The sequence below is a fragment of the Bradyrhizobium sp. CCGUVB4N genome, assembly GCF_024199945.1.
Taxonomy (GTDB): Bacteria; Pseudomonadota; Alphaproteobacteria; order Rhizobiales; family Xanthobacteraceae; genus Bradyrhizobium.
In genome coordinates, this window is sequence record NZ_JANADP010000001.1 from 6,093,372 (window position 1) to 6,117,923 (window position 24,552).

25 protein-coding genes are annotated in these 24,552 nt (G+C 65.3%); 12 read left to right on the forward strand and 13 right to left on the reverse strand.

Features of this window, described 5'->3' with window-relative positions:
* Positions 1–200: 200 nt before the first annotated feature.
* The 8 genes from NLM31_RS28300 to NLM31_RS28335 all read right to left on the reverse strand — a co-directional run bounded on the left by NLM31_RS28300 (position 201) and on the right by NLM31_RS28335 (position 6,988).
* Positions 201–1,805 (reverse strand): NTP transferase domain-containing protein, encoded by a 1,605-nt coding sequence (locus NLM31_RS28300; RefSeq protein ID WP_254194389.1) that lies wholly within the window; start codon positions 1,803–1,805, stop codon positions 201–203.
* Positions 1,802–2,503, reverse strand: a complete 702-nt coding sequence (locus NLM31_RS28305; RefSeq protein ID WP_254194390.1) for an XdhC family protein — start codon at positions 2,501–2,503, stop codon at positions 1,802–1,804. Before NLM31_RS28305 ends, NLM31_RS28300 begins: the two co-directional genes overlap by 4 nt.
* Positions 2,504–2,505: 2 nt before the next feature.
* A complete protein-coding gene (locus NLM31_RS28310; protein WP_008564652.1) occupies positions 2,506–2,829 on the reverse strand; it encodes an XdhC family protein in 324 nt (107 codons plus the stop codon).
* 11 nt (positions 2,830–2,840) lie between these two features.
* On the reverse strand, positions 2,841–4,043 hold the full coding sequence (locus NLM31_RS28315) for a VWA domain-containing protein (protein ID WP_254132450.1): 1,203 nt from the start codon (positions 4,041–4,043) through the stop codon (positions 2,841–2,843).
* A gap of 65 nt (positions 4,044–4,108) precedes the next feature.
* Positions 4,109–5,017 (reverse strand): MoxR family ATPase, encoded by a 909-nt coding sequence (locus NLM31_RS28320; RefSeq protein ID WP_254132451.1) that lies wholly within the window; start codon positions 5,015–5,017, stop codon positions 4,109–4,111.
* 62 nt (positions 5,018–5,079) lie between these two features.
* Positions 5,080–5,886: a xanthine dehydrogenase family protein subunit M gene (locus NLM31_RS28325; RefSeq protein ID WP_254194391.1), complete on the reverse strand. Its 807-nt coding sequence runs from the start codon at positions 5,884–5,886 to the stop codon at positions 5,080–5,082.
* Positions 5,887–5,916: 30 nt separating this feature from the next.
* Positions 5,917–6,402 (reverse strand): (2Fe-2S)-binding protein, encoded by a 486-nt coding sequence (locus tag NLM31_RS28330; protein WP_057748873.1) that lies wholly within the window; start codon positions 6,400–6,402, stop codon positions 5,917–5,919.
* A gap of 139 nt (positions 6,403–6,541) precedes the next feature.
* Positions 6,542–6,988: a carbon monoxide dehydrogenase subunit G gene (locus NLM31_RS28335; protein WP_254132453.1), complete on the reverse strand. Its 447-nt coding sequence runs from the start codon at positions 6,986–6,988 to the stop codon at positions 6,542–6,544.
* 172 nt (positions 6,989–7,160) lie between these two features.
* Here NLM31_RS28335 and NLM31_RS28340 point away from each other — a divergent pair, with 172 nt between their 5' ends.
* Genes NLM31_RS28340 through NLM31_RS28350 form a run of 3 tightly spaced genes read left to right on the forward strand, consistent with a single transcriptional unit; the run spans position 7,161 to position 9,762 of the window.
* Positions 7,161–8,516, forward strand: coding sequence for a 3-carboxy-cis,cis-muconate cycloisomerase (locus NLM31_RS28340; protein ID WP_254194392.1), 1,356 nt, complete (start codon positions 7,161–7,163; stop codon positions 8,514–8,516).
* A gap of 35 nt (positions 8,517–8,551) precedes the next feature.
* A complete protein-coding gene (gene pcaD, locus NLM31_RS28345) occupies positions 8,552–9,334 on the forward strand; it encodes a 3-oxoadipate enol-lactonase (protein WP_254132455.1) in 783 nt (260 codons plus the stop codon).
* Between the two features lie 35 nt (positions 9,335–9,369).
* Positions 9,370–9,762, forward strand: a complete 393-nt coding sequence (locus NLM31_RS28350; protein WP_135169198.1) for a carboxymuconolactone decarboxylase family protein — start codon at positions 9,370–9,372, stop codon at positions 9,760–9,762.
* Here NLM31_RS28350 and NLM31_RS28355 read toward each other — a convergent pair.
* Positions 9,724–10,269, reverse strand: a complete 546-nt coding sequence (locus tag NLM31_RS28355) for a hypothetical protein (RefSeq protein WP_254194393.1) — start codon at positions 10,267–10,269, stop codon at positions 9,724–9,726. The genes NLM31_RS28350 and NLM31_RS28355 overlap by 39 nt on opposite strands.
* A gap of 210 nt (positions 10,270–10,479) precedes the next feature.
* Positions 10,480–10,641, reverse strand: coding sequence for a hypothetical protein (locus NLM31_RS28360; RefSeq protein ID WP_254132457.1), 162 nt, complete (start codon positions 10,639–10,641; stop codon positions 10,480–10,482).
* A 288-nt stretch (positions 10,642–10,929) separates the two neighbouring features.
* Between NLM31_RS28360 and NLM31_RS28365 the strand changes: the two genes are divergently transcribed.
* The 5 genes from NLM31_RS28365 to NLM31_RS28385 all read left to right on the forward strand — a co-directional run bounded on the left by NLM31_RS28365 (position 10,930) and on the right by NLM31_RS28385 (position 16,046).
* Complete coding sequence (locus tag NLM31_RS28365; protein WP_254132458.1) at positions 10,930–11,847, forward strand: branched-chain amino acid ABC transporter permease LivH; 918 nt, start codon at positions 10,930–10,932, stop codon at positions 11,845–11,847.
* 13 nt (positions 11,848–11,860) lie between these two features.
* Entirely contained in the window at positions 11,861–13,186 is a 1,326-nt protein-coding gene (livM, locus tag NLM31_RS28370) for a high-affinity branched-chain amino acid ABC transporter permease LivM (protein ID WP_309143708.1), read from the forward strand.
* Positions 13,183–14,016 carry an ABC transporter ATP-binding protein gene (locus tag NLM31_RS28375; protein ID WP_254194394.1) on the forward strand — a complete coding sequence of 278 codons (834 nt, stop codon included), beginning with the start codon at positions 13,183–13,185 and terminating at the stop codon, positions 14,014–14,016. Before livM ends, NLM31_RS28375 begins: the two co-directional genes overlap by 4 nt.
* Positions 14,013–14,756 carry an ABC transporter ATP-binding protein gene (locus NLM31_RS28380; protein WP_254132460.1) on the forward strand — a complete coding sequence of 248 codons (744 nt, stop codon included), beginning with the start codon at positions 14,013–14,015 and terminating at the stop codon, positions 14,754–14,756. Before NLM31_RS28375 ends, NLM31_RS28380 begins: the two co-directional genes overlap by 4 nt.
* A 171-nt stretch (positions 14,757–14,927) precedes the next feature.
* Entirely contained in the window at positions 14,928–16,046 is a 1,119-nt protein-coding gene (locus NLM31_RS28385; RefSeq protein WP_254132461.1) for a branched-chain amino acid ABC transporter substrate-binding protein, read from the forward strand.
* Positions 16,047–16,121: 75 nt separating this feature from the next.
* Here the strand turns inward: NLM31_RS28385 and NLM31_RS28390 are convergent, their stop codons facing one another.
* Positions 16,122–16,508: a response regulator gene (locus tag NLM31_RS28390; protein ID WP_254132462.1), complete on the reverse strand. Its 387-nt coding sequence runs from the start codon at positions 16,506–16,508 to the stop codon at positions 16,122–16,124.
* A 238-nt stretch (positions 16,509–16,746) separates the two neighbouring features.
* Between NLM31_RS28390 and NLM31_RS28395 the strand changes: the two genes are divergently transcribed.
* Complete coding sequence (locus NLM31_RS28395; protein ID WP_254194395.1) at positions 16,747–19,551, forward strand: PAS domain S-box protein; 2,805 nt, start codon at positions 16,747–16,749, stop codon at positions 19,549–19,551.
* Between the two features lie 51 nt (positions 19,552–19,602).
* Positions 19,603–20,598 (forward strand): P1 family peptidase, encoded by a 996-nt coding sequence (locus NLM31_RS28400; RefSeq protein WP_254194396.1) that lies wholly within the window; start codon positions 19,603–19,605, stop codon positions 20,596–20,598.
* 15 nt (positions 20,599–20,613) lie between these two features.
* On the opposite strand, the gene NLM31_RS28405 is transcribed toward NLM31_RS28400, so the two are convergent.
* Positions 20,614–21,447: an EF-hand domain-containing protein gene (locus NLM31_RS28405; protein ID WP_254194397.1), complete on the reverse strand. Its 834-nt coding sequence runs from the start codon at positions 21,445–21,447 to the stop codon at positions 20,614–20,616.
* Between the two features lie 253 nt (positions 21,448–21,700).
* On the opposite strand from NLM31_RS28405, the gene rpe reads away from it, so the two are divergent.
* Positions 21,701–22,402 (forward strand): ribulose-phosphate 3-epimerase, encoded by a 702-nt coding sequence (rpe, locus tag NLM31_RS28410; protein WP_254194398.1) that lies wholly within the window; start codon positions 21,701–21,703, stop codon positions 22,400–22,402.
* Positions 22,403–22,572: 170 nt separating this feature from the next.
* On the forward strand, positions 22,573–22,707 hold the full coding sequence (locus NLM31_RS43110; protein WP_256561761.1) for a hypothetical protein: 135 nt from the start codon (positions 22,573–22,575) through the stop codon (positions 22,705–22,707).
* 406 nt (positions 22,708–23,113) lie between these two features.
* Here NLM31_RS43110 and NLM31_RS28415 read toward each other — a convergent pair whose 3' ends face one another.
* Entirely contained in the window at positions 23,114–24,547 is a 1,434-nt protein-coding gene (locus NLM31_RS28415) for a bifunctional serine/threonine-protein kinase/universal stress protein (protein WP_254194399.1), read from the reverse strand.
* Positions 24,548–24,552 lie beyond the last annotated feature (5 nt).

Sequence of the window (24,552 nt, forward strand, 5' to 3'; positions counted from 1 at the left end):
CGGGGGACCGTTTCCAGATGGTGAACGAGGGGTTGAAATTGGTGATCTGGAATGTGTCGCTGCGGAAACCGCGCCGTAGGGTGGGCAAAGCGACTTGTCCGCCGTGGCTCGAAGAGCGAAGGCGGAAGCGTGCCCACGATCAACTCACTGCATGGCGAGATCGTGGGCACGGCGCTGCGCGCCTTTGCCCACCGGCACCGTCAACTGCGTCTTGCGGCTTCCAAGGCCTGCGGTGTGTCGATGTCGAGAAAAGCGCCCTCACCGTCGACTGGCACTTCGGCGACCGCTTCGGTGTGCCTGGCGATCAGGTGCCGCGCACCGACGTCGCCATCGAGCGTCATCAACTCCTTGAAGAAGCGGCGCGACCACAGCACGGGATTGCCGCGGCGGCCGTCGGCTACCGGCACAACGATGAGATTGCCGCGGTCCGGCGCAAACCCGTCGATGAGACGGTCGATCAGGCCGGCGTCGATCAGCGGCATGTCGCCCAGGCAAACCACGGCGCCGTCGCTCGTTTCGGACACGGCCGCGATGCCGGCCTTGACCGAGCTCGCGATGCCGCCGGCGAAATCCGGATTCTTGACGAAACGCACCTTCAGGCCCTTCAGTGCCTGCTCGACCAGCTCGGTCTGATGGCCGGTGACGACGATCACCTCGGACGCTTTCGACGCCAGCGCCTGCTCGGTCGCGATCCTCACCAGCTTCTTGCCGTCGAGCTCGGCCAAGAGCTTGTTCGGCCCACCCATGCGGGTGGAGCGCCCGGCTGCGAGCACGATGGCGGCGACCTGGCTGTTACCCTCGATCTCCGGCTTGGCGCGTGGCTGCGGCCGCGTCACGATCTCCATCAGGAGGCCGCCGACGCCCATGCCCATCAGCTCGGAGCGCGTCACCTTGATGCCGGCCAGAAGCCGCATCAGCACCCAGTCGAAACCGTTCTCGACCGGCGAACGTGCACAGCCCGGCGCGCCCAGCACCGGCACGCTGCCGGCACGCGCGATCAGCAGCAGATTGCCAGGATCGACCGGCATGCCGAAATGCTCGATCTCGCCGCCGATCTCGGTGACCGCGGCCGGGATCACATCGCGGCGGTCGGCAATCGCCGATGCGCCGAACACGATCACGAGCTCAGCGCCAAGCGCCAGCAATTCCTTGATCGCCGCCGACAGCGCGCGCTCGTCATGCTGCACGCGACGCTCGGCAATGATGCTGGCGCCCGCCGGCGCGAGGCGCTCGGCGGTGACGCGCAGCGTCTTGTCGACCACTTTGGAGGACAGACCCGGTAGCAGCGTCGAGACCACGCCGACGCGCTTGACGACGTAGGGCGCGATTTTCAGCACGTCGTGGCCTGCGGCCTTCACCGCGGCGTCGCGCAGATTTCCTTCAACGCCGAACGGAATGATCTTGACGGTGCCGACCATCTCGCCTTCGACCACCGGCTTGTAGGCGGCGAGCGTGGCGAAGGTGATGGCCTCGTCGATGTTGTTGATGCGGTCGACCGCGGCGCGGTCGATCACCAGCAGGCCGGGACGCGCGGCAAACAGGTTGGCGCGGCCGGTAAAGGCGCGCTCGACGTGAATCCCCTCGCCGCCGATCGCAAGCGCGATGCTGGCGGCCGCGACGTCTTCAGAGACGTCGCCCTCCTCCATCCGCACCACGACGACATCCTTGATGCCGGCGCGCGTCAGCGCCTCGACCTCGGCAGGCCCGATGGTCGTGCCTTTCTTCAGCACCAGCGGACCCTGACGCAGGGTGTGGACGGTCACCCCGCCGATCGCATCCTTGGGGCTCGCCGGGCCGAACTTCATGCCGCTTCTTCTTTTTCTTTTGGTGGTAGCCGCAGCACCGCCGTGATCTCGGCCATGATCGACACCGCGATCTCGGACGGCGAGACCGCGCCGATTGCAAGCCCGATCGGCGCGTGGATGCGCGCGATGTCGGTGTCCTTGGCGCCCTGCGCCCGCAGCCGGTCGCCGCGCTTGGCGTGCGTCTTCCGCGAGCCGAGCGCGCCGATATAGAAGCAGTTACGCTCGAAGGCATGCAGCAGCGCGGGATCGTCGATCTTCGGATCGTGCGTCACCGCAACGAAGGCGGTGTAGGCATCGACATTGAGCGGCGGCAGCGCCGTGTCCGGCCACTCCGCGACCAGCGGAATATCGGGGAAGCGTTCGGGGCTCGCAAATGCCGTGCGCGGATCAACGACGGTGACGTCGTAGCCGAGCGAGCGCGCCAGCGGCGCCAGGGCCTGGCTGATATGGACTGCGCCGATGATGACGAGCTTTGCGGTCGGCGCGTAGACGTTGAAGAACAGCTTCTTGCCGCCGGCCTCGACATTGGCGCTCTTGCCCATGCGAAGCTGCTTGTCGAGCTCGGCGCGCAGCGGATCCCTGGCGAATTCCGCCGCCTTCACCAGGCGCTGCTCGCCGCTCTCGGTATCGGTCACCAGAATCACGGGCCGGCGCGCGGCGCGCTCGGCGTTGAGTTCGTGCAAAATCGCGAGCTTCACGGCTAGCCGACCTTCTCGACGAAGACGCGGATGGTGCCGCCGCAGGACAGACCGACATTCCAGGCGGTCTCGTCAGCGACGCCGAACTCGAGCATCTTGGGCTTGCCGCTCTCGATCACGTCCATGGCCTCGGTGACCACGGCGCCCTCGACGCAGCCGCCGGAGACCGAACCGAGAAACGTGCCTTCGTCGTTGATGACGAGGCTCGAGCCCGCCGGGCGCGGGGCCGAGCCCCAGGTCTCGACAACCGTTGCCAGCGCGACGCCACGGCCGGCCTTCTGCCAGTCCTCCGCCGCCTTCAGAATATCCTCGTCGCGATCGAGCATGGCTTTGCCTCTCAGGCTGCGGGGCGGATCAGGCTGCGGTGATGCGGCGGCAGCGGCCGGGACAGCGTGGTGATCAGCTCCTGGATAGAGCTCAAATTATGCACCGGACGAAATTCGTCAACGTGCGGGAGCATCATTTTGATGCCCTGGGCCTTGGCCTCGAAGCCGCCGAACCGCAGGAGCGGGTTGAGCCAGATCAGCCGCCGGCAGGAGCGGTGCAGCCGGTCCATCTCGAAGGCGAGCTTGGAATCGGCCTCCCGCTCCAGCCCGTCGGAAATCAAGAGCACGATGGCGCCCTGGCTCAGCACGCGCCGCGCCCACAATTTGTTGAAGTTGTGCAGCGAGGTCGCAATCCGCGTGCCGCCGGCCCAGTCCTCGACCGCGGCCGAGCAGCTCGCCAGCGCCTCGTCAGGATCGCGCTGGCGCAACGCGCGTGTCACATTGGTGAGCCGCGTGCCGAACAGGAACACCGAGACGCGTTTTCGCGCGTCCCCGATGGCATGGAGGAAATGCAGGAACAGGCGGGTGTACTCGCTCATCGAGCCGGAGATATCGAGCAGCGCCACGATCGGGGCCGGCTTCTCGATCCGCCCCAGACGATGGATATCGATGATGTCGCCTCCGGTGCGCAAGGACGCGCGCAGGGTGCGACGCATGTCGAGCCGCAGGCCGCGCGGATCGGGCTGGTGCCGGCGCGTCAAGAGCTCCGCCTGCGGCAGCCGCATCATCTCGATGGCACGGAGCGCCTCGGCGATCTCGGCCGCGCTCATCTGCGCAAAATCCTTCTTCTGAAGGATTTCCTTGTCGGAGACCGACAGGCGCAGATCCTGCTCCTGGTGCTGCGGCGTCTCCGTCATCCGCGGCTGCGACATCGCTTCCTGGACGCGACGCGAGGCGGCCGGCGGCTTCTTCTTGGCGCCATCCGGCAACGGCACCGAATCCAGCATGTGCTTCCACTCTTCCGAGGCGCGGAAGAACAGGTTGAAGGCCTGCTTGAAGATCAGCGCATGCTCATGCCGCTTGACGAAGATCGCCTCCAGCGTGGTGAAGACGTCGGCGCGGCTGCCGATGTCGATCACCTGCAGCGCATTCATGGCATCGATCACCGCGCCCGGACCAACCGGCATGCCGGTCGCACGCAGCGCACGCGCAAAGCCGACGATATTGTCGGCGAACTGCTCGGTCTTTTCAGGCGCGAGGTGGTTGATGGCCATGGTTCAGCACTCTCACTCATCCCCGTCGCGACGCGCCGGTTGACGAGTTCAGTCGTGGCGCGAGATCAGCTCTCGCTCGTCGCGTCCTTCAGCGCCTTCTGCAAGGTATCGCCCTGCATCCGCGTGATGTCGTCCTGATATTTGAGCAGCGCGCCCAGCGTGTCTCCGACCACCTGCGGGGTCAGTGAGCGGGCGTCGAGCTCCGACAGCGCGGTGGCCCAGTCGATGGTCTCGGCGACACCAGGCGATTTGTAGAAGTCCTGGTTGCGTAGCGCCTGCACGAAGCGCACGACCTGCTGCGACAGCTTTGCCGAGATGCCGGGCACACGCGACTTGACGATCGCGAGCTCGCGCTCGGCGGCGGGATAGTCGACCCAGTGATAGAGACAGCGCCGCTTCAGCGCGTCGTGGATCTCGCGGGTGCGGTTGGAGGTGATGATGACGATCGGCGGGTGCGGCGCCTTCACGGTGCCGAACTCGGGGATGGTCACCTGGAAGTCGCTGAGGATCTCGAGAAGGTACGCCTCGAATGCTTCGTCGGCGCGGTCGAGCTCGTCGATCAGCAGCACCGGCGGACCGGCCACGTCGGGCTCCAGCGCCTGCAGCAGCGGCCGCTTGATCATGTAGCGGTCGGCGAAGATGTCGCTCGAGAGTTGCTCGCGGTCGGTATCGCCGGCGGCTTCCGCCATCCGGATCGCGATCATCTGCGCGGCGCTGTTCCACTCATAGACCGCGGAGGAGACGTCGAGGCCTTCGTAGCACTGCAGGCGGATCAGCTTCCGCCCCAGCGCCGCGGACAGCACCTTCGCGATCTCGGTCTTGCCGACGCCGGCCTCGCCTTCGAGAAACAGCGGCCGTCCCATACGCAGCGAAAGATACGCCACCGTCGCCAGCGACCGCTCGGCAAGGTAGCCGCGCGAGGTCAAGAGTTCGAGCATCGCATCGACCGATGCCGGCAAGGTCGCTGAAGTCATGAAAGAGCCAGTCTCGCTACGCCCTCACAAGGGCAAGTATTGGGCCAGATCGTGAGGCCCACTCATTCCTTGGCATTGGCGGCATCGAGCGCACGCCGTGTCAGCACGCCGATGAGATGCGCGCGGTATTCGGCGCTGCCGTGGATGTCGCTGTTCAGCCCTTCCACCGGCACCTCGATGCCATCGAGCACCTTCGACGAGAACCGCTTCTTCAGCGCCTCCTCGAATGCCTCGACGCGGAACACGCCGTCCGAGCCGGCACCGGTGACGGCAACCCGCACGTCCGACGGACGCCGCGCCACGAACACGCCGACCAAAGCGTAACGCGAGGCCTGGTTGCGGAACTTGATATAGGCGGCCTTCTTCGGCAGCGGGAACATCACCTTGGTGATGATCTCGTCGGCTTCCAGCGCGGTCGAGAACAGGCCCTGGAAATACTCCTCGGCCTTGAGGCGACGCTTGTTGGTGACGATGGTCGCGCCGAGTGCAAGCACGGCGGCCGGATAATCCGCGGTCGGATCGTTGTTGGCGAGCGAGCCGCCGATCGTGCCCTTGTGGCGCACGGCGGGATCGCCGATCTGGCTGGCGAGGCTGGCCAGTGCCGGGATCGCCTCGCCGACGATGGCGGAGGTCGCGACCTCGGCATGCTTGGCGGTGGCGCCGATCACCAGGGAACGGCCCTTCATCTCGATCGTGTTCAGCCCCTCGATGTGGGAGAGGTCGACCAGATGCGGCGGGCTTGCGAGCCGCTGCTTCATGACCGGAATCAGCGTGTGACCGCCGGCGATCACCTTGGCGTCTTCGTTCTTCACCAGGAGGTTGGCAGCCTGCCGCACGGTCCCGGGGCGATGGTATTTGAATTCGTACATGAGGGTGTCCTGATCGCGGAGGGCGCGCGGTTACGCGAGATCGGATTTCGCCATCGCCTTCGCGCCGGCGGCGATCGAGGCGACGATGTTCTGGTAGCCGGTGCAACGGCAGAGATTGCCTTCCAGCTCCTCGCGGATCGTATGGTCGTCGAGCTCGTGGCCCTTGCGATGCACGATGTCGATCGCGGTCATGATCATGCCGGGCGTGCAGAAGCCGCACTGCAGGCCATGGTGCTCACGGAAAGCCTCCTGCATCGGATGCAGCGGCGCGCCGTCGGCGGCCAGCCCCTCGATGGTCTTGACCTCGTGGCCGTCGGCCATCACGGCGAGCGTGGTGCAGGACTTCACGGCCTTGCCGTCGAGATGCACGACGCAGGCGCCGCACTGCGAGGTGTCGCAGCCGACATGAGTGCCCGTCAGCCGCAGATTCTCGCGCAGGAACTGCACCAGAAGCGTACGCGGGTCGACATTGCCGGTAACAGGATTGCCGTTCACGATAAGGGAGATTTTTGCCATAAGCACTCTCTATCAGCGCCCCGACGGGTCCCGTCGAAGCGGTTCTTTTTTATAATTATTCCAACCCATCATATTGGCCCTTGTCCCCTTGGGCAACATCGCCCGGGACGCAAGCCGCCATGCCAAAAGGCGGTAGGTTTCAGCCTTGTACCGCCTTGGCGAAATTCGCGAAAAACTCGTCGGCCAGCTTCTTGGCGGTGCCGTTGATCAGGCGCTGCCCGAGCTGCGCCAACTTGCCGCCGATCTGCGCCTCGACCTCGTAGGACAGCAGCGTGCCGCCATCCTTCTCCGCAAGCTTCACCACGGCGCCCCCCTTGGCAAAGCCGGCCACGCCGCCCTCGCCTTCGCCCGAGATCTTGTAGCCGTTCGGCGGGTCGAGATCGCTCAGCGTCACCTTGCCCTTGAACCGCGCCGAGACCGGGCCGACCTTCATTTTTGCGGTCGCGCGAAAGCCGCCGTCATCGGTCTTCTCCAGCTCCTCGCAGCCGGGGATGCAGGCCTTCAGCACCTCGGGATCATTGAGCTTCTCCCACACGGCCTCGCGCGGCGCCGCAAGCTGGACTTCGCCGTTCATTGTCATGGCCATGGGGGAGCCTCCCGGATCGCATCAGAATAATATTGCTCAAGTAACGCACGGAGGCCGCAAAGGAAAGGGCAGCCCCCGGTCACGTGCAATGCATATTCGCACCTGCAAAATGCCTTGTGCGGTCGGTCAGGGATTGGCAGAGCCGGGGCATGGTGATTAGGTCCGCCGCAACATGAGCACAGCCCTCTCCCCCCTGCTTGCGCCGATGCTGTCGAGCGCAGCCATGCGCAACGTCTGCGACGACCGCTCCACCCTGCAAAACATGCTCGATTTCGAGGCAGCCCTGGCCCGGGCCGAGGCCGCCGCGGGTGTGATTCCCGCATCCGCCGTGGGCCCGATCGAAGCCGCCTGCAAGGCCGACGCCTTCGATCTGACCGCCCTCGCCGAGGCCGCGACCCGGTCGGGCAATCTCGCGATTCCCCTGGTCAAGGCGCTGACCGCCAATGTCGGCAAGGCCGACGTCGAAGCCGCCCGCTACGTGCATTGGGGGGCGACCAGTCAGGACGTCATCGACACCGCGACCATGCTCGGCTTGCGCGCCGCCATCGATGCGCTGGACGCTGATCTCAGCCGCGCCATCAAGGGCTTTGCGACACTTGCCCGCGCCCATCGCAACACCGCGATGGTGGCACGGACCTGGCTTCAGCACGCGCTGCCGATGCCGTTCGGGCTGAAGGCGGCCGAATACGCATCGAGCCTCGCCCGCGCCCGCTGCCGCCTGCGGCGGCTCCGCCGCGAGGGCCTTGCACTGCAATTCGGCGGCGCCGCCGGCACGCTTGCCGCCCTCGGCGACAACGGGCTCGCGGTGGCCGAACGGCTGGCGCGGGAGCTGAGCCTGCCGCTGCCCGAGGCACCCTGGCACACCCATCGCGACCGCATCGCGGAGGCCGCTTCAAGCTTCGCGATTCTCGCCGGCACCTGCGGCAAGATCGCGCGCGACGTCTCGCTGATGATGCAGACCGATGTCGGTGAAGCCTTCGAGCCCGCCGGCGAAGGCCGCGGCGGCTCGTCGACGATGCCGCACAAGCGCAACCCGGTCGCGGCCGCAAGCGCGCTTGGCTGCGCGACCATGGCGCCGCAACTCGCCGCGACAATTTTCGCGGCCCAGGTGCAGGACCACGAGCGCAGCGCCGGCCCCTGGCACGCAGAATGGCCGACGCTGCCGCAATTGATGCTGGTCACCTCCGGCGCGCTTGCCGCGATCGTCGACATCGCCGAGGGGCTGGACGTCGATGCCGCGCGCATGCGCAGCAATCTCGATGCGACGCACGGGCTGATCATGGCGGAAGCCGTCACCTTTGCGCTGGCCGACAAGATCGGCAAGAGCGACGCCCATCATCTGATCGAGGCCGCGAGCAAGCGCGCGGTTGCCGAGAAGAAACACTTGCGCGAAATTCTCGCCGCCGATTCGCAGGTCACTGCGCATCTGACGCCCGAGAAAATCACGGCATTGTTCGAGCCGATGGCCTATCAAGGGGCGTCGCAGGCCTTGATTGACCGGCTGCTCGACAGCCTCGATCGCGAATAGAGCAGCCCTGAGCGGACATAAAACGGAGACGCCGCATGCCCATGATCGATGCCGACGGTTGCCTGATCAATGTCTCCGTCGAGGGCCGTGACGGCGGGCCGACCTTGATGCTCTCCAACTCGCTCGGCTGTACGCTGCAGATGTGGGAGCCGCAGATGAAGGCGCTGACGCAGGTGTTCCGCGTCATCCGCTACGACCGCCGCGGCCACGGCAAGTCAAGCGTAGCCCCCGCACCCTATACGATGGAACGCTTCGGTCGCGACGTGCTGGCGATCCTCGACGACCTCAACATCGAGAAGGTGCATTGGTGCGGCCTGTCGATGGGCGGCATGGTCGGGCAATGGCTCGGCGCCAACGCGCCGGAGCGCTTCGGCAAGCTCATCCTCGCCAACACCTCCTGCTACTACGCCGAGCCGACCAAATGGCTGGAACGCATCGACGCCGTGAAGAAGGGCGGCATCGCCGCGGTCGCCGACGGCGTGATCGCCGGCTGGCTCACCCAGGATTTCCGCGAGCGCGAGCCTGACATCACCGCCAGGATGAAGGCGATGCTGCTCGCGACCCCGGTCGAGGGTTATCTCGCCTGCTGCGAAGCGCTGTCGACGCTCGACCAGCGTGCGCTGCTGCCTGACATCAAGAGCCCGACGCTGGTGATCGCCGGCCGCCACGACCAGGCAACCCCGATCTCTGCGGGCGAGCTGATCCGCTCGAGCATTCCCGGCGCCAGCATGACCATCATCGACGCCGCCCACATTTCCAATGTCGAGCAGCCGCACGCGTTCACCGACGCGGTGGTGGGATTTTTGACGCAAAGGTAGTTTCGCAGCTCGTCATTGCGGAGAGGAGGATAGATATGGACGATCAGAAGCGCCGCGATGCCGGCATGAACGTGCGCCGGAAAGTGCTGGGCAATGCCTGGGTCGACAAGTCGATCGCCAACCGGAACGCCTTCAACACCGACTTCCAGGACATGATCACCCGCTACGCCTGGGGCGAGATCTGGACGCGGCCGCATTTCGACGAACGCACGCGGCGGGTCCTGGTGATCGGCACCATGGTCGCGCTCGGGCAATGGGACGAATTCCGCCTGCACGTGCGCGCGGCGCTCGCCGAGGGCGGCTTCACCCCCGACGACATCAAGGAAATTCTGCTGCAGCAGGCGATCTATTGCGGCGTCCCGGCGGCAAACCACGCTGTCAAGGAAGCCTCAGCGATTGTGCAGGAGCTCGGCCTGCTCAAGCCCTAGCGATTCAAGACCTGTCGGCACAGTGTCCGCGACATCGACGGTCTTCGGCGCAGGCGCCGGCCGCTCGATCACCAGCACGACCGCGGCACCGAGCAGCAGCAGAAGCTCGGTGGCATGCAGCCGAAGCGCGGCCATCTCGCCGACCTTCGAGGCCATCACCATGCTCACAAACGAGATCAGGCTGCCGATCGCGAGCGCAATGCCGAGCGCCTCGTCGCTGGCGCCGCTCTTGCGGGTGCGCGGAATGGCGAGCAGCGCAAGGTAGATCGCGAAGAACGCCACCACGGTCAGACGCCCGAGCGCCAGCAGCCAGGCCGCGCGCACCGTGCTCATGCCGGACATCTGAAGCTGGTCGCTGAGGAACAGCGCCACCGCGACGCTCGGCCGCTCATAGAGGCCGTGCACGGGCGCCACCATGATGTTGAAGGCGACCATCGTCCAGGCCGGGACGAAATAAGCCGCCAGCAGCGCGCCGTTGATCGAGCCGATCCGCCAATTCGTGAACATGCCGCTTCCCGCTTCGCCTGCTACCCGCCTTCGAGGGAAGGCTTTGCCGGGAGCTAACTCGCATCGGACTGTGGCGGCAATTTAAACCCTTTGTTTACCTTAATCGCCCGGCTGGCCTCCTCATCCAAAGAAAAAGGCCCCGCCTTGCGGCGGGACCCTCTTTGTTACTCTTGTTGTTACGCCTGGGTGGTTGCGCTTGGGCTCCCAAAACTACCTGTTGTCCTGACGAGGCTGACCGCCCTGCTGCTGGCCGGGCTTGTCGCCCTGGCGCTGCGGATCCTGCTGCTGCTGGCCCGGCTTGTGACCGCCACCCTGCTGCTGGCCCGGGTTCTGGCCTTGCTGGCCCGCGTTCTGGTTCTGCTGCTTCGTCATGGGGGAAACTCCCTTGTTGGACGTCAGTGGGGAAACAACAGGCGGCAGCTCATTTGGTTGCTATGCGGAACCCGGTTCCTCGCAGTTGCGGGAACTGGACATGACATCCGTCACCGAAATGACCTCTGTACAAGCCTTTATGCCGAGACATCGACAGTTGCAGCCGCCAGTTCCCTCCTGTTACAAAACGGGAAGAACGCTCAAGGGCTGCCGGGGCCCGAGAAGAAACTTTATCACTCTCTCGAAGTCCTCCCTTTGAGTCGCGTCAGGTTTGGGTAACGGCAGCCTATGGATTATTTCACCCAGCAGCTCATCAACGGCCTCGTGCTCGGCTCCATCTATGGCCTGATCGCGATCGGCTACACGATGGTCTACGGCATCGTCGGCATGATCAATTTCGCCCATGGCGACGTCTTCATGATCGGCGGCTTCATCGCGCTGATCACCTTCCTGATCCTGATCTCGCTCGGCTTGACCGCGATCCCGGTGATCCTGCTTGTGGTACTGCTGGTCTCGATGGCGATCACGGCACTCTATGGCTGGACCATCGAGCGCATCGCCTACCGGCCGCTGCGCCACTCCTTCCGCCTCGCGCCGATGCTGTCGGCGATCGGCATGTCGTTCGTGCTGACCAACTACTCGCAGATTGCGCAAGGCGCGCGCGTCAAGCCGATCCCGCCCTTCATCACCGGCGGCTACACGCTGCATGAGAGCGCGGACGGCTTCGTGATCCAGCTCTCCAACATCCAGATCATGGTGGTCCTCACCACCATCGTGCTGCTGGCGATCTTCACCTGGCTGGTCTCGCGCACGCGGCTCGGGCGCGACATGCGCGCCTGCGAGCAGGACCAGACCATGGCGGCGCTGCTCGGCGTCGACGTCGACCGCACCATCTCCATGACCTTCGTGATCGGCGCTGCGCTCGCCGCGGTCGCAGGCCTGATGTACCTGCTCTATTACGGCCTGGTCGATTTCTTCATGGGCTTCGTCGCCGGCATCAAGGCCTTCACCGCCGCCGTGCTCGGCGGCATCGGCTCGCTGCCCGGCGCCATGCTCGGCGGCCTCGCGATCGGCCTGATCGAGACGTTCTGGTCGGCCTATTTCTCGGTCGAGTACAAGGACGTCGCCGCGTTCTCGATCCTGATCGTCGTGCTGATCTTCATGCCGACCGGCCTGCTCGGCCGTCCCGAAGTCGAAAAAGTCTGACGGACCGCCCCGCGTGACAGCCACCCCACACGAGACCACCAAAGCAAGTCGCACCGCCGGCATCCCCTTCCTTCTGAAGACCGCCTTCATCAACGCAGCGATCGCGCTGGTGCTGTTCTCGCTGATGGTCGGCATCCGCACCGAGGCGGGCTCCGACGGTCAGCTCACTTATTGGACGCGCTTCGGCGACCTCGCCTCGCTCGTGGGCGCCGTGTTCGGCGGCTCGATCGTGATCGAGCTGCTGAGGCAATGGATCGGTCCGACCGGCGCCGAGAAGCTGGTGCCGCCGGCCGTGCAGAGCGGGATGTCGTTCATCGGCCGCTACCTCGCCCCGGCGCTCCTGATCTTCACGCTGCTGGTGCCCGTGATCTTCTATAACCAGCGCTACATCCTCGACCTCGCGATCCTCGTGCTCACCTATGTGATGCTCGGCTGGGGCCTCAACGTCGTGGTCGGGCTCGCGGGCCTGCTCGATCTCGGCTACGTCGCCTTCTACGCGGTCGGCGCCTATTCCTACGGGCTGCTCGCCACCAGTTTCGGCTGGTCGTTCTGGACCTGCCTGCCGCTCGCCGGCATCCTTGCCGCGTTCTGGGGCGTGCTGCTCGGCTTTCCCGTGCTGCGCCTGCGCGGCGACTACCTCGCGATCGTGACGCTGGCCTTCGGCGAGATCATCCGCCTCGTCATCATCAACTGGCAGGAACTGACCGGTGGTCCGAACGGCGTCTCCGGCATTCCCCGGCCCTCGTTCTTCGGCATTCCGCTCGACAACAGCGACGACGGGTTGGCCGCAAAGCTCGGTATCGAATACTCGCCGACCCATCGCATCGTCTTCCTGTTCTATTTGATCCTGGCGATGGCGCTGCTGACCAACTGGGTCACGATCCGCCTGCGCCGCCTGCCGATCGGCCGCGCCTGGGAAGCGCTGCGCGAGGACGAGGTCGCCTGCCGCGCGCTCGGCATCAACACCACGACCACCAAGCTCACGGCATTCGCAACGGGCGCCATGTTCGGCGGCTTTGCCGGCGCGTTCTTCGCCACGCGCCAGGGCTTCATCAGCCCGGAATCCTTCACCTTCCAGGAATCGGCCCTGGTGCTCGCCATCGTCGTGCTCGGCGGCATGGGTTCGCAGCTCGGCGTCGCGCTTGCGGCACTCACCATGATCGGCGGCTTCGAGCTGTTCCGCAGCCTTGAGACCTACCGCATGCTGGTGTTCGGCATGGCGATGGTGCTGATCATGATCTGGCGGCCGCGCGGCATCATCGGCCATCGTGCACCGACGGTGTTTCTGACCAAGGCGCAAGCCATCTCCTCCGACCTCGTCAAGGAGGGGCACGGATGAGCGGCCAGCCAATTCTCAGCGTCGACCGGCTCACCATGCGTTTCGGCGGCATCGTCGCCGTGCAGGAGCTGTCGTTCGCGGCCGAACGCAAGAAGATCACCGCGCTGATCGGGCCCAACGGCGCCGGCAAGACCACCGTCTTCAACTGCATCACCGGCTTCTACAAGCCGAGCGGCGGCGCCATTCGCCTCACGCACGACGATGGCCGGCAAATCGCGCTGGAACGGCTCAACGATTTCCGCATCGCCAAGCAGGCCAAGGTCGCCCGCACCTTCCAGAACATCCGGCTGTTTCCCGGCATGACGGCGCTGGAGAACCTGATGGTGGCGCAGCACAATGCCCTGATGCGCGCCTCCGGCTTTACGTTTCTCGGCCTAATCGGCGTCCCGACCTATCGCGACGCCGAGAAGCAGGCGATCGCGCTCGCCACCGACTGGCTCAAGCGGATCAATCTGCTCGACCGCGCCGATGACGCCGCCGGCAATCTCGCTTATGGCGACCAGCGCCGGCTCGAGATCGCGCGCGCGATGTGCACCGAGCCCGCGCTGCTCTGCCTGGACGAGCCGGCCGCCGGCCTCAATGCGCGCGAGAGCGCCGCGCTCAGCGAGCTCTTGCTGTCGATCCGTGACGAGCTCGGCACCTCGATCCTCCTGATCGAGCACGACATGTCCGTGGTCATGGAGATTTCCGACCACATCGTGGTGATGGACCATGGCGTGAAGATCGCGCAGGGCACGCCGCAAGAGGTCCGCGACGATCCCAAGGTGATCGCCGCCTATCTCGGCACCGACGAGGAAGAGGCTGCGGCCGTGATGGAGAGCGGGACGTGACGTCGGCTTCCACTCCCCTGCTCGCGATTCGGGGCTTGCGCGCCGCCTACGGCAAGATCGAGGCGCTGAAGGGCGTCGACGTCGAGATCAGTGCCGGCGAGATCGTGGCGCTGATCGGCGCCAACGGTGCCGGCAAATCGACCCTGATGATGACGATCTTCGGCAAGCCGCGCGCCCGCGCCGGCCAGATCCTGTACGAAGGCCGCGACATCACCGACGTCCCCACCCACGAGATCGCGCATTTGCGCATCGCGCAGTCGCCGGAGGGGCGCCGCATCTTCCCGCGCATGAGCGTGGCGGAAAACCTCCAGATGGGCGCTGACGCCACCGAATGCACCGATGCGGAGCGCGCGGCGACGCTGGAGCGCGTGTTCACGCTGTTTCCACGGCTGAAGGAGCGCTACGTCCAGCGCGGCGGCACGCTGTCCGGCGGCGAGCAGCAGATGCTGGCGATCGGGCGCGCCCTGATGAGCCGCCCGCGCCTGCTCCTGCTCGACGAACCCTCGCTCGGGCTCGCCCCGCTGATCGCCCGCCAGATTTTTGACGCGATCCGGACCCTGAACCGGCAGGACGGCCTGACCGTCCTGATCGTCGAGCAGAACGCCAACCACGCGCTCAAGCTCGCCCATCGCGGCTACGTCATGGTCAATGGCCTGATCACGCTTGCCGGAACCGGCGCCGAGTTGCTGCAGCGCCCTGAGATTCGCGCCGCCTATCTGGAAGGCGGCCGGCACGGCTGAGCCGCCCAGGTCCGGGGGGCGTCCGCCTCGAACGCGACGGAATGCGCCGAAATATCTGCGCTTATGCCCGTATTTTGCCGGTGACTTCTCCCAGGATTCAATCAAGAATGGCGCCGGTTTGAACCGGGCGAACCCGGCAACTTCCACAGGCGATCACCCGCGAGGTATCTCATGAAATCACTAAAGCTCATCGGTCTGGCATTCGGTGCGTCGATCGCGCTGTCGAGCGCGGCATTCGCGCAGGATGTCACCATCGCAGTCGCAGGCCCGATGACAGGCACGGAGTCCGCATTCGGCCGGCAGATGAAGAACGGCGCCGAGATGGCCGTGGCTGATATCAACGCCGCCGGTGGCGTCAACGGCAAGAAGCTCGCGCTCAACGTCGAGGACGATGCCTGCGATCCCAAGCAGGCCCGCTCGGTTGCGGAAAAGATCGCCGGCGCCAAGATCCCCTTCGTTGCCGGCCACTACTGCTCGTCATCGTCGATCCCGGCGTCCGAAGCCTATGCCGACGGCAACGTGCTCGAGATCACGCCGGCCTCGACCAACCCGCTCTTCACCGAGCGCAAGCTCTGGAACGTGGCGCGCGTCTGCGGCCGTGACGATCAGCAGGGCCTGATCGCGGCGCAGTACATCGCCAAGAACTTCAAGGGCAAGAACATCGCGATCCTCAACGACAAGACCACCTACGGCAAGGGTCTTGCGGACGAGACCAAGAAGGCGCTCAACAAGGCCGGCATCACCGAGAAGATGTACGAGTCCTACAATAAGGGCGACAAGGACTTTAACGCGATCGTCTCGCGCCTGAAGCGCGACAACATCGATCTCGTTTATGTCGGCGGCTACCACCAGGAAAGCGGCTTGATCCTGCGCCAGATGCGCGACCAGGGCCTCAAGACGATCCTGATGGCCGGCGACGCGCTTGCCGACAAGGAATACGCCTCCATCACCGGCCCCGCCGGCGAAGGCACGCTGTTCACCTTCGGTCCCGACCCGCGCAACAAGCCGACCGCGAAGAAGATCGTCGACGCGTTCAAGGCCAAGAACATCGATCCCGAAGGCTACACGCTCTACACCTACGCGGCGATGCAGGTCTGGTCGCAGGCTGCCAAGAAGGCCGGCACCACCGACGCCAAGAAGGTCATGGAAGCGATGAAGGCCGGCAAGTGGGACACCGTGATCGGCCCGATCGAGTATGACGCCAAGGGCGACATCAAGCAGCTCGACTACGTCGTCTACAAGTGGGACGCGAAGGGCGGCTACGCCGAGATCAAGGGCAACGGCACCTGAGACAGGACGCCTGACCCTTTAACCAGACCGACGTCAACGCCCCGGTTCGCCGGGGCGTTTTCTTTTTCAGTCCGATCAGACGGCCGCGGACAACTCGTCGCCCGCGGCATCTTGCGCCTTCCGGAGCGCTTGCAGCAGGTCATTCGGCCGAAACGGCTTTTGCAGGCAGACCACGCCGTCCAGGCCGGGTGCCTCGCCCATGAAGTCCAGCGTCGTCATGCCTGATATCGCTACGATCGGAAATCCGGGAACCCGCTCGCGAATGGCGGCCATGATCTCGATACCGCTGGTGTCGGTCAGGAAAATATCGACAATCGCTGCATCGAAAACGTCCTCGCCGAAGGCTTTCAGGCCGGCCGCGCCGCTCTCCGCTTCAACGACGTCGAAGCGGTTGACCCGAAGCACGATCGAGACCATGGCACGGACGTCCTTCTGGTCGTCGACAACAAGGACACGAGGCATGGGAACAACTCCCGGATTCATATCATTAATTGGTTCAATTCAACGGCGACGTGCGCCAAGGCAGTATGGGTCGGTCCAGTAAAGCCAACCTTACCGATTGCCTATTCCGATTCCCTGTTCGAGTTAAGTAAGCTGTAACCCTCGGTTGAGTCGTGGGCGCTTCCCGTTCGGACACGCGCCCGGAGCCGGCTACCATGAAGACCAAGGCAGCCGGCCAACGAAGTCATGTGGACTACCCATGCCGACCCAGCGAGAGGTCAACGTGCACGCAAAGAACGACCGAAGCACATTCCTGTCGACCTTGCCGGCCGCGCAGAGCGATCGCACTGCAGCATTGGCGATCGTCGGCATCTCCGCGATCCTGTTCGCGCTGACTGTCCCGTTCGCCGGCAGGCCGCTGGCCCAGGTGCCGGCCTTCGTGGCCAGCTACCAGTCGGCGCTCGCCGTGAGCGACATCATCACCGCGGTTCTGCTGCTGTCGCAATTCGCCGTGCTGCGCAGCCGCGCGCTGCTGCTGCTGTCGACCGGCTATCTGTTCACCGCGGCAGCGGCGGTGACCCACGCCCTCACCTTCCCCGGTCTGTTCGCACCGACCGGGCTGTTGGGCGCGAGCACGCAGACCACGGTCTGGCTCTACATGATCTGGCACGGCGGGTTTCCGCTGTTCGTGCTGGCCTATGGCTGGCTCAAGGATGGCAACGGCGATAGCAGGATCGACGGACCGACCGCGCGTCCCATCATGCTCGTCATCCTCGGCGTGATCGTCACGATGGTCGCCATCGCCTGGATTGTCACGGCGCAGCACGATCTGCTGCCGGTCCTGCTCAGGGACGGCCGCTACACCACCACCATGATCGGCGTGGTGTCGTTCGTCTGGTCCTTGAGTTTCGCGGCGCTGGTGACGCTGTGGTTCCGCAAGCCGCATACGGTGATCGACGTCTGGCTCATGGTCACGATGTGCGCCTGGCTGTTCGACATCGCGCTGTCGGCGATCGTCAACGTGGCCCGCTACGATCTCGGCTTCTACGTCGGCCGCCTCTACGGCCTCCTTGCCGCGAGCTTCGTGCTCGCCGTGCTCCTGATCGAGAACGTCCGCCTCCAGGCGCACACCGTCGGCCTCGTCGGCCGGCTGCGCGAGCAATCGGCGTCAGATCGCGACTTCTACACAAAACGTCTCGCGCTGTATGGCGCCGTCGTCGAGTCCTCCAACGATGCGATCATCACCGAATCGCTCGACGGCATCATCACCGGCTGGAACAAGGCTGCCGAGCACCTGTTCGGCTATTCCGCGAGCGAGGCGGTCGGCCAGTCGATCTACCTCGTGGTGCCGGAGGACCGGAGGGCCGAAGCCAGGGGCATGCTCAACCGCGTCAGCAGCAACGAGTCGATCGCCCAGCACGAGACGGTCCGCACCCGCAAGGACGGCCGTCAACTCGACGTCGTCCTGAACGTCTCGCCGCTGCGATCGGACAACGGGCAAATCATCGGCGCATCCAAGATCGCCCATGACATCACCGAGGAAAAGCAATCGCGCGAGAAGCTGCGCCGCGAGACCGAGGAGCGCCAGCGCATCTTCGAAACCTCGCGCGACCTGATCCTCGTCACCGACGGTTTCGGCAATTTCATCCAGGTCAGCCCGAGCGTGAAGGACATTCTCGGCCTGAGCCCGGAAGACATGATCGGGCATAGCGCGACCGACTTCATCCATCCCGACGATCTCGAGAATACGCGCAGCGAGATGCGCGCGGCGCGCCGCGGCCAGACCAAGCGCAGCTTCGAGGCGCGCTACTACCATTTCGATGGTCACGAGGTCTCGCTGAACTGGATGGGGACCTGGTCCGAGCCGGTGAAGCGCCATTTCTTCATCGGTCGCGACCTGACCGAGAAGCAGGCCGCGGAAGCCCAGTTCCGGCAGGCGCAGAAGATGGATTCGATCGGTCAGCTGACCGGCGGCGTCGCCCACGATTTCAACAACGTGCTCACCGTCATCACCGGCACGATCGGGATCCTGGCGGATGCGGTTGCCGACCGGCCAGAGCTCGCCGCCATCACCAAGCTGATCGATGATGCCGCCGAGCGCGGTGCGCAACTGACCAAGCACCTGCTCGCCTTCGCCCGCAAGCAGCCGCTTCAGCCGCGCGAGATCGACGTCAATGCGCTGACGCTGGAGGCGGCCAAGCTGCTGCACCCGACACTCGGCGAGCAGATCTCCATCATGCCGCAGCTCACCGAGGATGCCTGGCCCGCCCTGGTCGATCCGGGCCAGCTCTCCACCGCGATCCTCAATCTCGCGCTGAACGCCCGCGATGCGATGCCCGACGGCGGCACGCTGGTGCTGGAGACCCGCAACATCTTCCTCGACGACGGCTATGCCAGCATGAATCCCGACGTCGTCGCCGGCAATTACGTGATGATCGCGGTCAGCGACACCGGCTCGGGCATTCCGGCGGAGCTGATCGAACGGGTGTTCGACCCCTTCTTCACCACCAAGGAAGTCGGCAAGGGCACCGGCCTCGGCCTCAGCATGGTGTTCGGCTTCGTCAAGCAAACCGGCGGCCACATCAAGATCTACAGCGAGGAGGGCCACGGCACGAGCGTGAAGATCTACCTGCCGCGCTCCACCGGCGTGCAGGAGACCGAGTACGAGGCGCTCCAGAACGTACCCATCGCCGGCGGCGACGAAAGAATCCTCGTCGTCGAGGACGACGCGCTGGTTCGGCAGTATGTCATGACCCAGGTCAAGAGCCTCGGCTACACCGCGCTCGAAGCGGCCAACGCGGCCGAAGCCCTCGTCATCATCGATGCCGACAAGGACATCGACCTGCTCTTCACCGACGTGATCATGCCCGGCAACATGAACGGCCGCCAGCTCGCCGACGAGGCGGCGCGACGACGTCCCGAGCTGAAGACGCTGTTCACCTCAGGCTACACCGAAAACGCCATCGTCCATCACGGCCGGCTCGATTCCGGCGTGCTGCTGCTGGCAAAGCCCTATCGCAAGTCGGAGCTCGCCAAGATGCTCAGGACGGCGCTGGCGAGTTGAGCCTGCCGCTCGGCTGCGCTATCGCTGAGACGATGCAGCGGAGTGCCGTCCTTGAAAAACCTCCTCACCGATATCGCCGGCGTCCGCGTCGGCCACGCCCATGATGCAAAACTCGCCTCGGGCACGACGGCAATCGTGTTCGACCAGCCGGCGGTGGCGGCGATCGATGTCCGCGGCGGCGGCCCCGGCACGCGCGAAGACACGTTGCTCGACCTTGCCAGCACACAGGATCGCGTCGATGCGATCGCGCTGTCCGGCGGTTCCGCCTTCGGGATCGAGGCGGGCGGCGGCGTGCAAGCCTGGCTCGTCGAACAAGGCCGCGGCCTCAATATCCGTGGCGCGTTGATTCCTCTGGTGCCGGGCGCGATCCTGTTCGACCTGCTCAATGGCGGCGACAAGGCGTGGGGCCGCTTCGCGCCCTATCGCGATCTCGGCTACGCCGCGGCCGTCTCTGCCGGGACGGAGTTCGCGCTCGGCAGCGTCGGCGCCGGCTTCGGTGCCACCACCGCGACGTTCAAGGGCGGGCTCGGCTCGGCATCCGCCGTCACCAGCAGCGGCGTTACGGTCGCAGCGCTGATCGCCGTCAATGCAGTCGGCAGCGCCACCGTCGGCGATGGGCCGTGGTTCTGGGCGGCCCCGTTCGAGGTCAACAACGAGTTCGGCGGCCGCGGCCTGCCTGCTGCGTTCACGGACGACATGCTCAGGATGCGCATCAAGGGTGGCCCCGCCGCAACCGAGCGCGAGAACACCACGATCGGCATCGTCGTCACCGATGCGGTGCTGACCAAGCCCCAAGCCAAACGGCTGGCGATGATCGCGCATACCGGCTTCGCGCGCGCGATCTATCCGGTCCATGCCCCGACCGATGGTGACGTGCTGTTCGCCGCCGCGACCTGTGCGAAGCCGATCGATCCGCTTATCGGCATGACCGAGCTCGGCATGGTCGCTGCCAACGTCGTCGCGCGTGCGATCGCCCGCGGCATCTACAGCGCAACCGCGCTGCCGTTCCCGGGCGCGCTGCCGGCGTGGAAGGATCGGTTCGGCTAGGACCTCAGAGCGCGCTTACACGCTCATCGACATCGAGGAAGAGGCCGAGGCAGCGGACGATCCCTGCCCCTGGCGCTGCATCATCTGCGCAAACCAGTCATAGGGCGAATTGCCTGCGCCCGAGCCATTCGAAGAGCTGGAAGCGCCCGGGACCGTCGTCGTCATCTTGAAGCCGTCGGCATAGGTGACGGTGGTGGTGGTCGAGCCGTCGGCGCCGGTCGTCGTGGTCGAGGTCGACCCGCCGCTCGACGATGACGATGAGGAGTCCGAGCCGCTGCCGGACGCATCGTCCGAGCTGCTCGCAGCCTGCGCGTGATGGTGGCCGCCGTGATGGCCGCTGCCCTTCAGCGCCTTCGACATCTCGTCGAGGCTGACGCTGCCGTCGGAATTGCCATCGAGCTTGGAGAACACGTCGTCGGCCTGCGCCAGATTGGTGCCGCCGGCGCCCAGTGCGTTCTCGAACTCGGACTTGCTGATCTGGCCGTCGCCATTGGCGTCGAGCTGCGAGAACAGATCCTTCAACGCATCGTCCCGGCTCGTCGACGTCGAGGACGTCGCGCTCGACGATGTGGAGCTGGTCGAGCTGGACGTAGCACTCGTGCTGTCCGACGACTGGCTTTGCGCGGCGATCAGCGCGCTCATCGTCTCCGGCGAGATCTGCGCGCAATTGCCGGAATTGACCGACGAGGTCGCACCACTGCTGGTGCTGTTGCTGCTGGTGTCGATCGCGAACGGATCGGTCGCTCCTTGCGACGACCCCGTCTTCTGGGTCGACGACGAGGACTTCGAGTTCGTCAGCGATTGAATCGCATCAAGCGCACTCGAGACGGCGCCAAGCGCAAACAACATTGCACAACTCCAACCCATGCGGCATGCCGCAGCCAATGTTCTGGCCGTAAGGTCAGCAAGCGACGTGCCAGCGCGAAAAGCTCAATGAAATCCGTGTCCGCCTCGCTTCTCAGGACCGGGGAACATCGGCAATTCGTGCCGCCGACGGCAGAATTTTCCGCCCACAGGAAGCTCGCCCTCCCTGCATTGCCCGGCTGAGAGGCCCATGTTAGGCGAGGCCATTCGCCCCCATGCCGCCACGGGAAACAGCGCCATGACCCAAGCCTTCGCCCCCCGCCCCCTGGCAATCGCGCCCTCGATCCTCGCCTCGGATTTCTCCAGGCTCGGCGAGGAGGTGCGCGCGGTGGACGCCGCGGGTGCCGACTGGATCCATCTCGACGTGATGGACGGCCACTTCGTTCCCAATATTTCGTACGGCCCCGACGTCATCAAGGCGATGCGCCCGCACACCAAGAAGGTGTTCGACGCGCATCTGATGATCTCGCCCTGCGATCCCTATCTCGAGGCCTTTGCCAAGGCCGGCTGCGACCACATCACCGTGCATGCCGAAGCGGGTCCGCATTTGCACCGCTCGCTCCAGGCGATCCGCGCGCTCGGCAAGAAGGCCGGCGTCTCGCTCAATCCGGGCACGCCGATCAGCGCGCTCGAATACGTGCTTGACCTGGTCGACCTCGTGCTGGTGATGTCGGTCAATCCGGGCTTCGGCGGCCAGGCCTTCATCCGCTCCGCGATCGGCAAGGTCAGCGACATCCGTGCGATGATTGCCGGCCGGCCGATCGACATCGAGGTCGATGGCGGCGTCGGCCCCGACAATGCGGGCGCGCTGGCAGCGGCCGGCGCCAATGCCTTCGTCGCCGGCACCTCCGTGTTCAAAGGCGGCACGCAGGACGCCTACAGGACCAACATGGCGGCGATCCGCAACGCGGCGCTCGGGGCCCGCGGCGAAGCGATCTGAAGCACACGCCATCGCTCGATCAACCGGCAAGGGTCGCGACTCGTCGCGACTCCTGGCGCGCCGCAGCGCGCAATAGTTAAAATTACAACCTCTTTCCGTACTCCTCCGGACTTCCCTGATTCGCGCAAATCACTGCTAGTGATTCTTGCCTGTTTTCACGGGAGCACATCATGACGACGACCCTGGTTTGGACTGGCGTGGCGTTGTGGCTTGGTTTTTGTGCGTTTGTTGTGTTTGGCCCGTCGGCCGGACCAGTGCAGGTCCCGGTGCGCTCGGTTCGTAACATCCGTCGCGACCGGATCTGACACCGTGCAATTCGCACTCGTGAAGCGTCAGCCGAAACGCAGGTGCCGTCTCCCGCGGCGTCCGCATCCGGATCTCGATTTCTTCTTCGGCCGGCTCGAACGCCCCGAAGGCGATATTCGCGAGGATCCGGTCGCCGACACGGCGGACCTCGACTACCCGCTCCGGTCACCACACCGGTACTGAAATTCTAAACTGGACTCTGAACTAATGAAGCCGCACTGCCCGAACTGCCTGAAGGAAATGACCAAAGCGTCAGCGTCGCGTAACCTCTTCAATTGCGAACCCTGCCGCGAGATCATTCAGTACTTCGGCGGCGGCGCGGATCACGGCGAGCCGGGACCTCAATTCTCCTGGCCGATCCGCCGCAAGCGTTCGGTCCAAACCGCCTGCGCGGCGTGATCGTCCCTAGCCCCACACCACGCCGGCGTCTGGTTTCGCCGCCGCCATCCGCGGCGGCCGCACGACGGTGACGGTGCAGGTCGCCTCTGCAGCCACCTTGGCCGAGACGCTGCCGAGCCAGGTACGCCTGAACGAATTCTGCCGCGCCCCGATGATGAGGTGGTCGACCGAGTTCATCTCGGCGAATTCCAGCAGGGCCGTGGCGGGATCGACGGCTTCCAGCACATGAACCGACAGCCGGCTTTCGTCGAGCTTCAAGGGCGTAGCCCAATGCCGGAGCGCAACGAGGCGGTCGATGTGCTTGTTGGAGCCCTGCTCGTCCAGCGTCTTGTCGACCGCAATGCGATTGAGCTTCAGCACATTGACACAGGTGAGCCGTGCTGACGGCAAGGTTGTCAGGATGCGTTCCGTGGTGACCCGCAGCGCCTCGTTCAGCTCCGGCGCACCCTCCGCCGTGTCGAGCGCGACCGCGACGATCGGGCTCATCGCCATTTGAGTCGCGAGGTCCGATCTCGCGCCCGGCTGTTTGACGTCGGGATTGAAACGGCGCCGCCAGGCGACACTGAGCGGATCGCGCTTCGTCCGCTCCGCGCGCGCAGTGAGCTTGACCAGGTCCGGATGGGTCAGATCGAACGCGAGCTGGGCGGCCGTCGGATAGCGCCAGTCCGGCTCGATCTCGAGGCACCGCAGTACCACCTCCTGGAGCCAGGGCGGATAGTCCGGACGAAGTGCGCGCGGCGGATAGGGATCACGCCACAACCGGCGCCGGATCGCGCGCAGCGTCTCGCCCTCGCCAAACGGACGTTCGCCGGTGGTGAAGAAATACAGCAGCACACCGAGCGAAAACAGATCGCTGCGCGGATCGTCGCGCACGCCCCGAAGCCGCTCCGGCGCCATATAGGGCGCGGTGCCGTAAGGCAGGCGGAACTCCGCCTGCAACAGATCGGGCAGATGGTTGTGATGCGACAGGCCGAAGTCGATCAGCACCGCCTCACCATCGTCCCGGAACATGATGCTGCTCGGCTTGATGTCGTGATGGATCACGTTCTGCCGGTGCAGATCGGCGAGCGCGGTCGCGATCTTCGCGACGAGCAGCCGGACTTCGTCGTAAGGCAGCGGCAGGTCGGGCAGCCGCTTGTAGAGTGTCGTCCCCGAAATGCGCTCGATCACGGCGTAGGCCTGATGCGCGAAATCGCCGGTGCCGTAGCAATGCGGCACATGGGGGCCCGTCAGGCGGGGCAGGATCATCATCTCCATCTCGAAGGAGACGATCGCCGCCGGGTCCTCGCCCTCGGACGCTCGCGGAATCTTCATCAGCAGCGGCGCGTCGATATCGGCACGCGTGACGGTCCAGAGCGTCGCCATGCCGCCGGCATGCACGCATTCGCCGATGGTGTAGCCGTCGATGACGGCGCCGGGTTTGACCAGGGGTATCGGCATCGGCT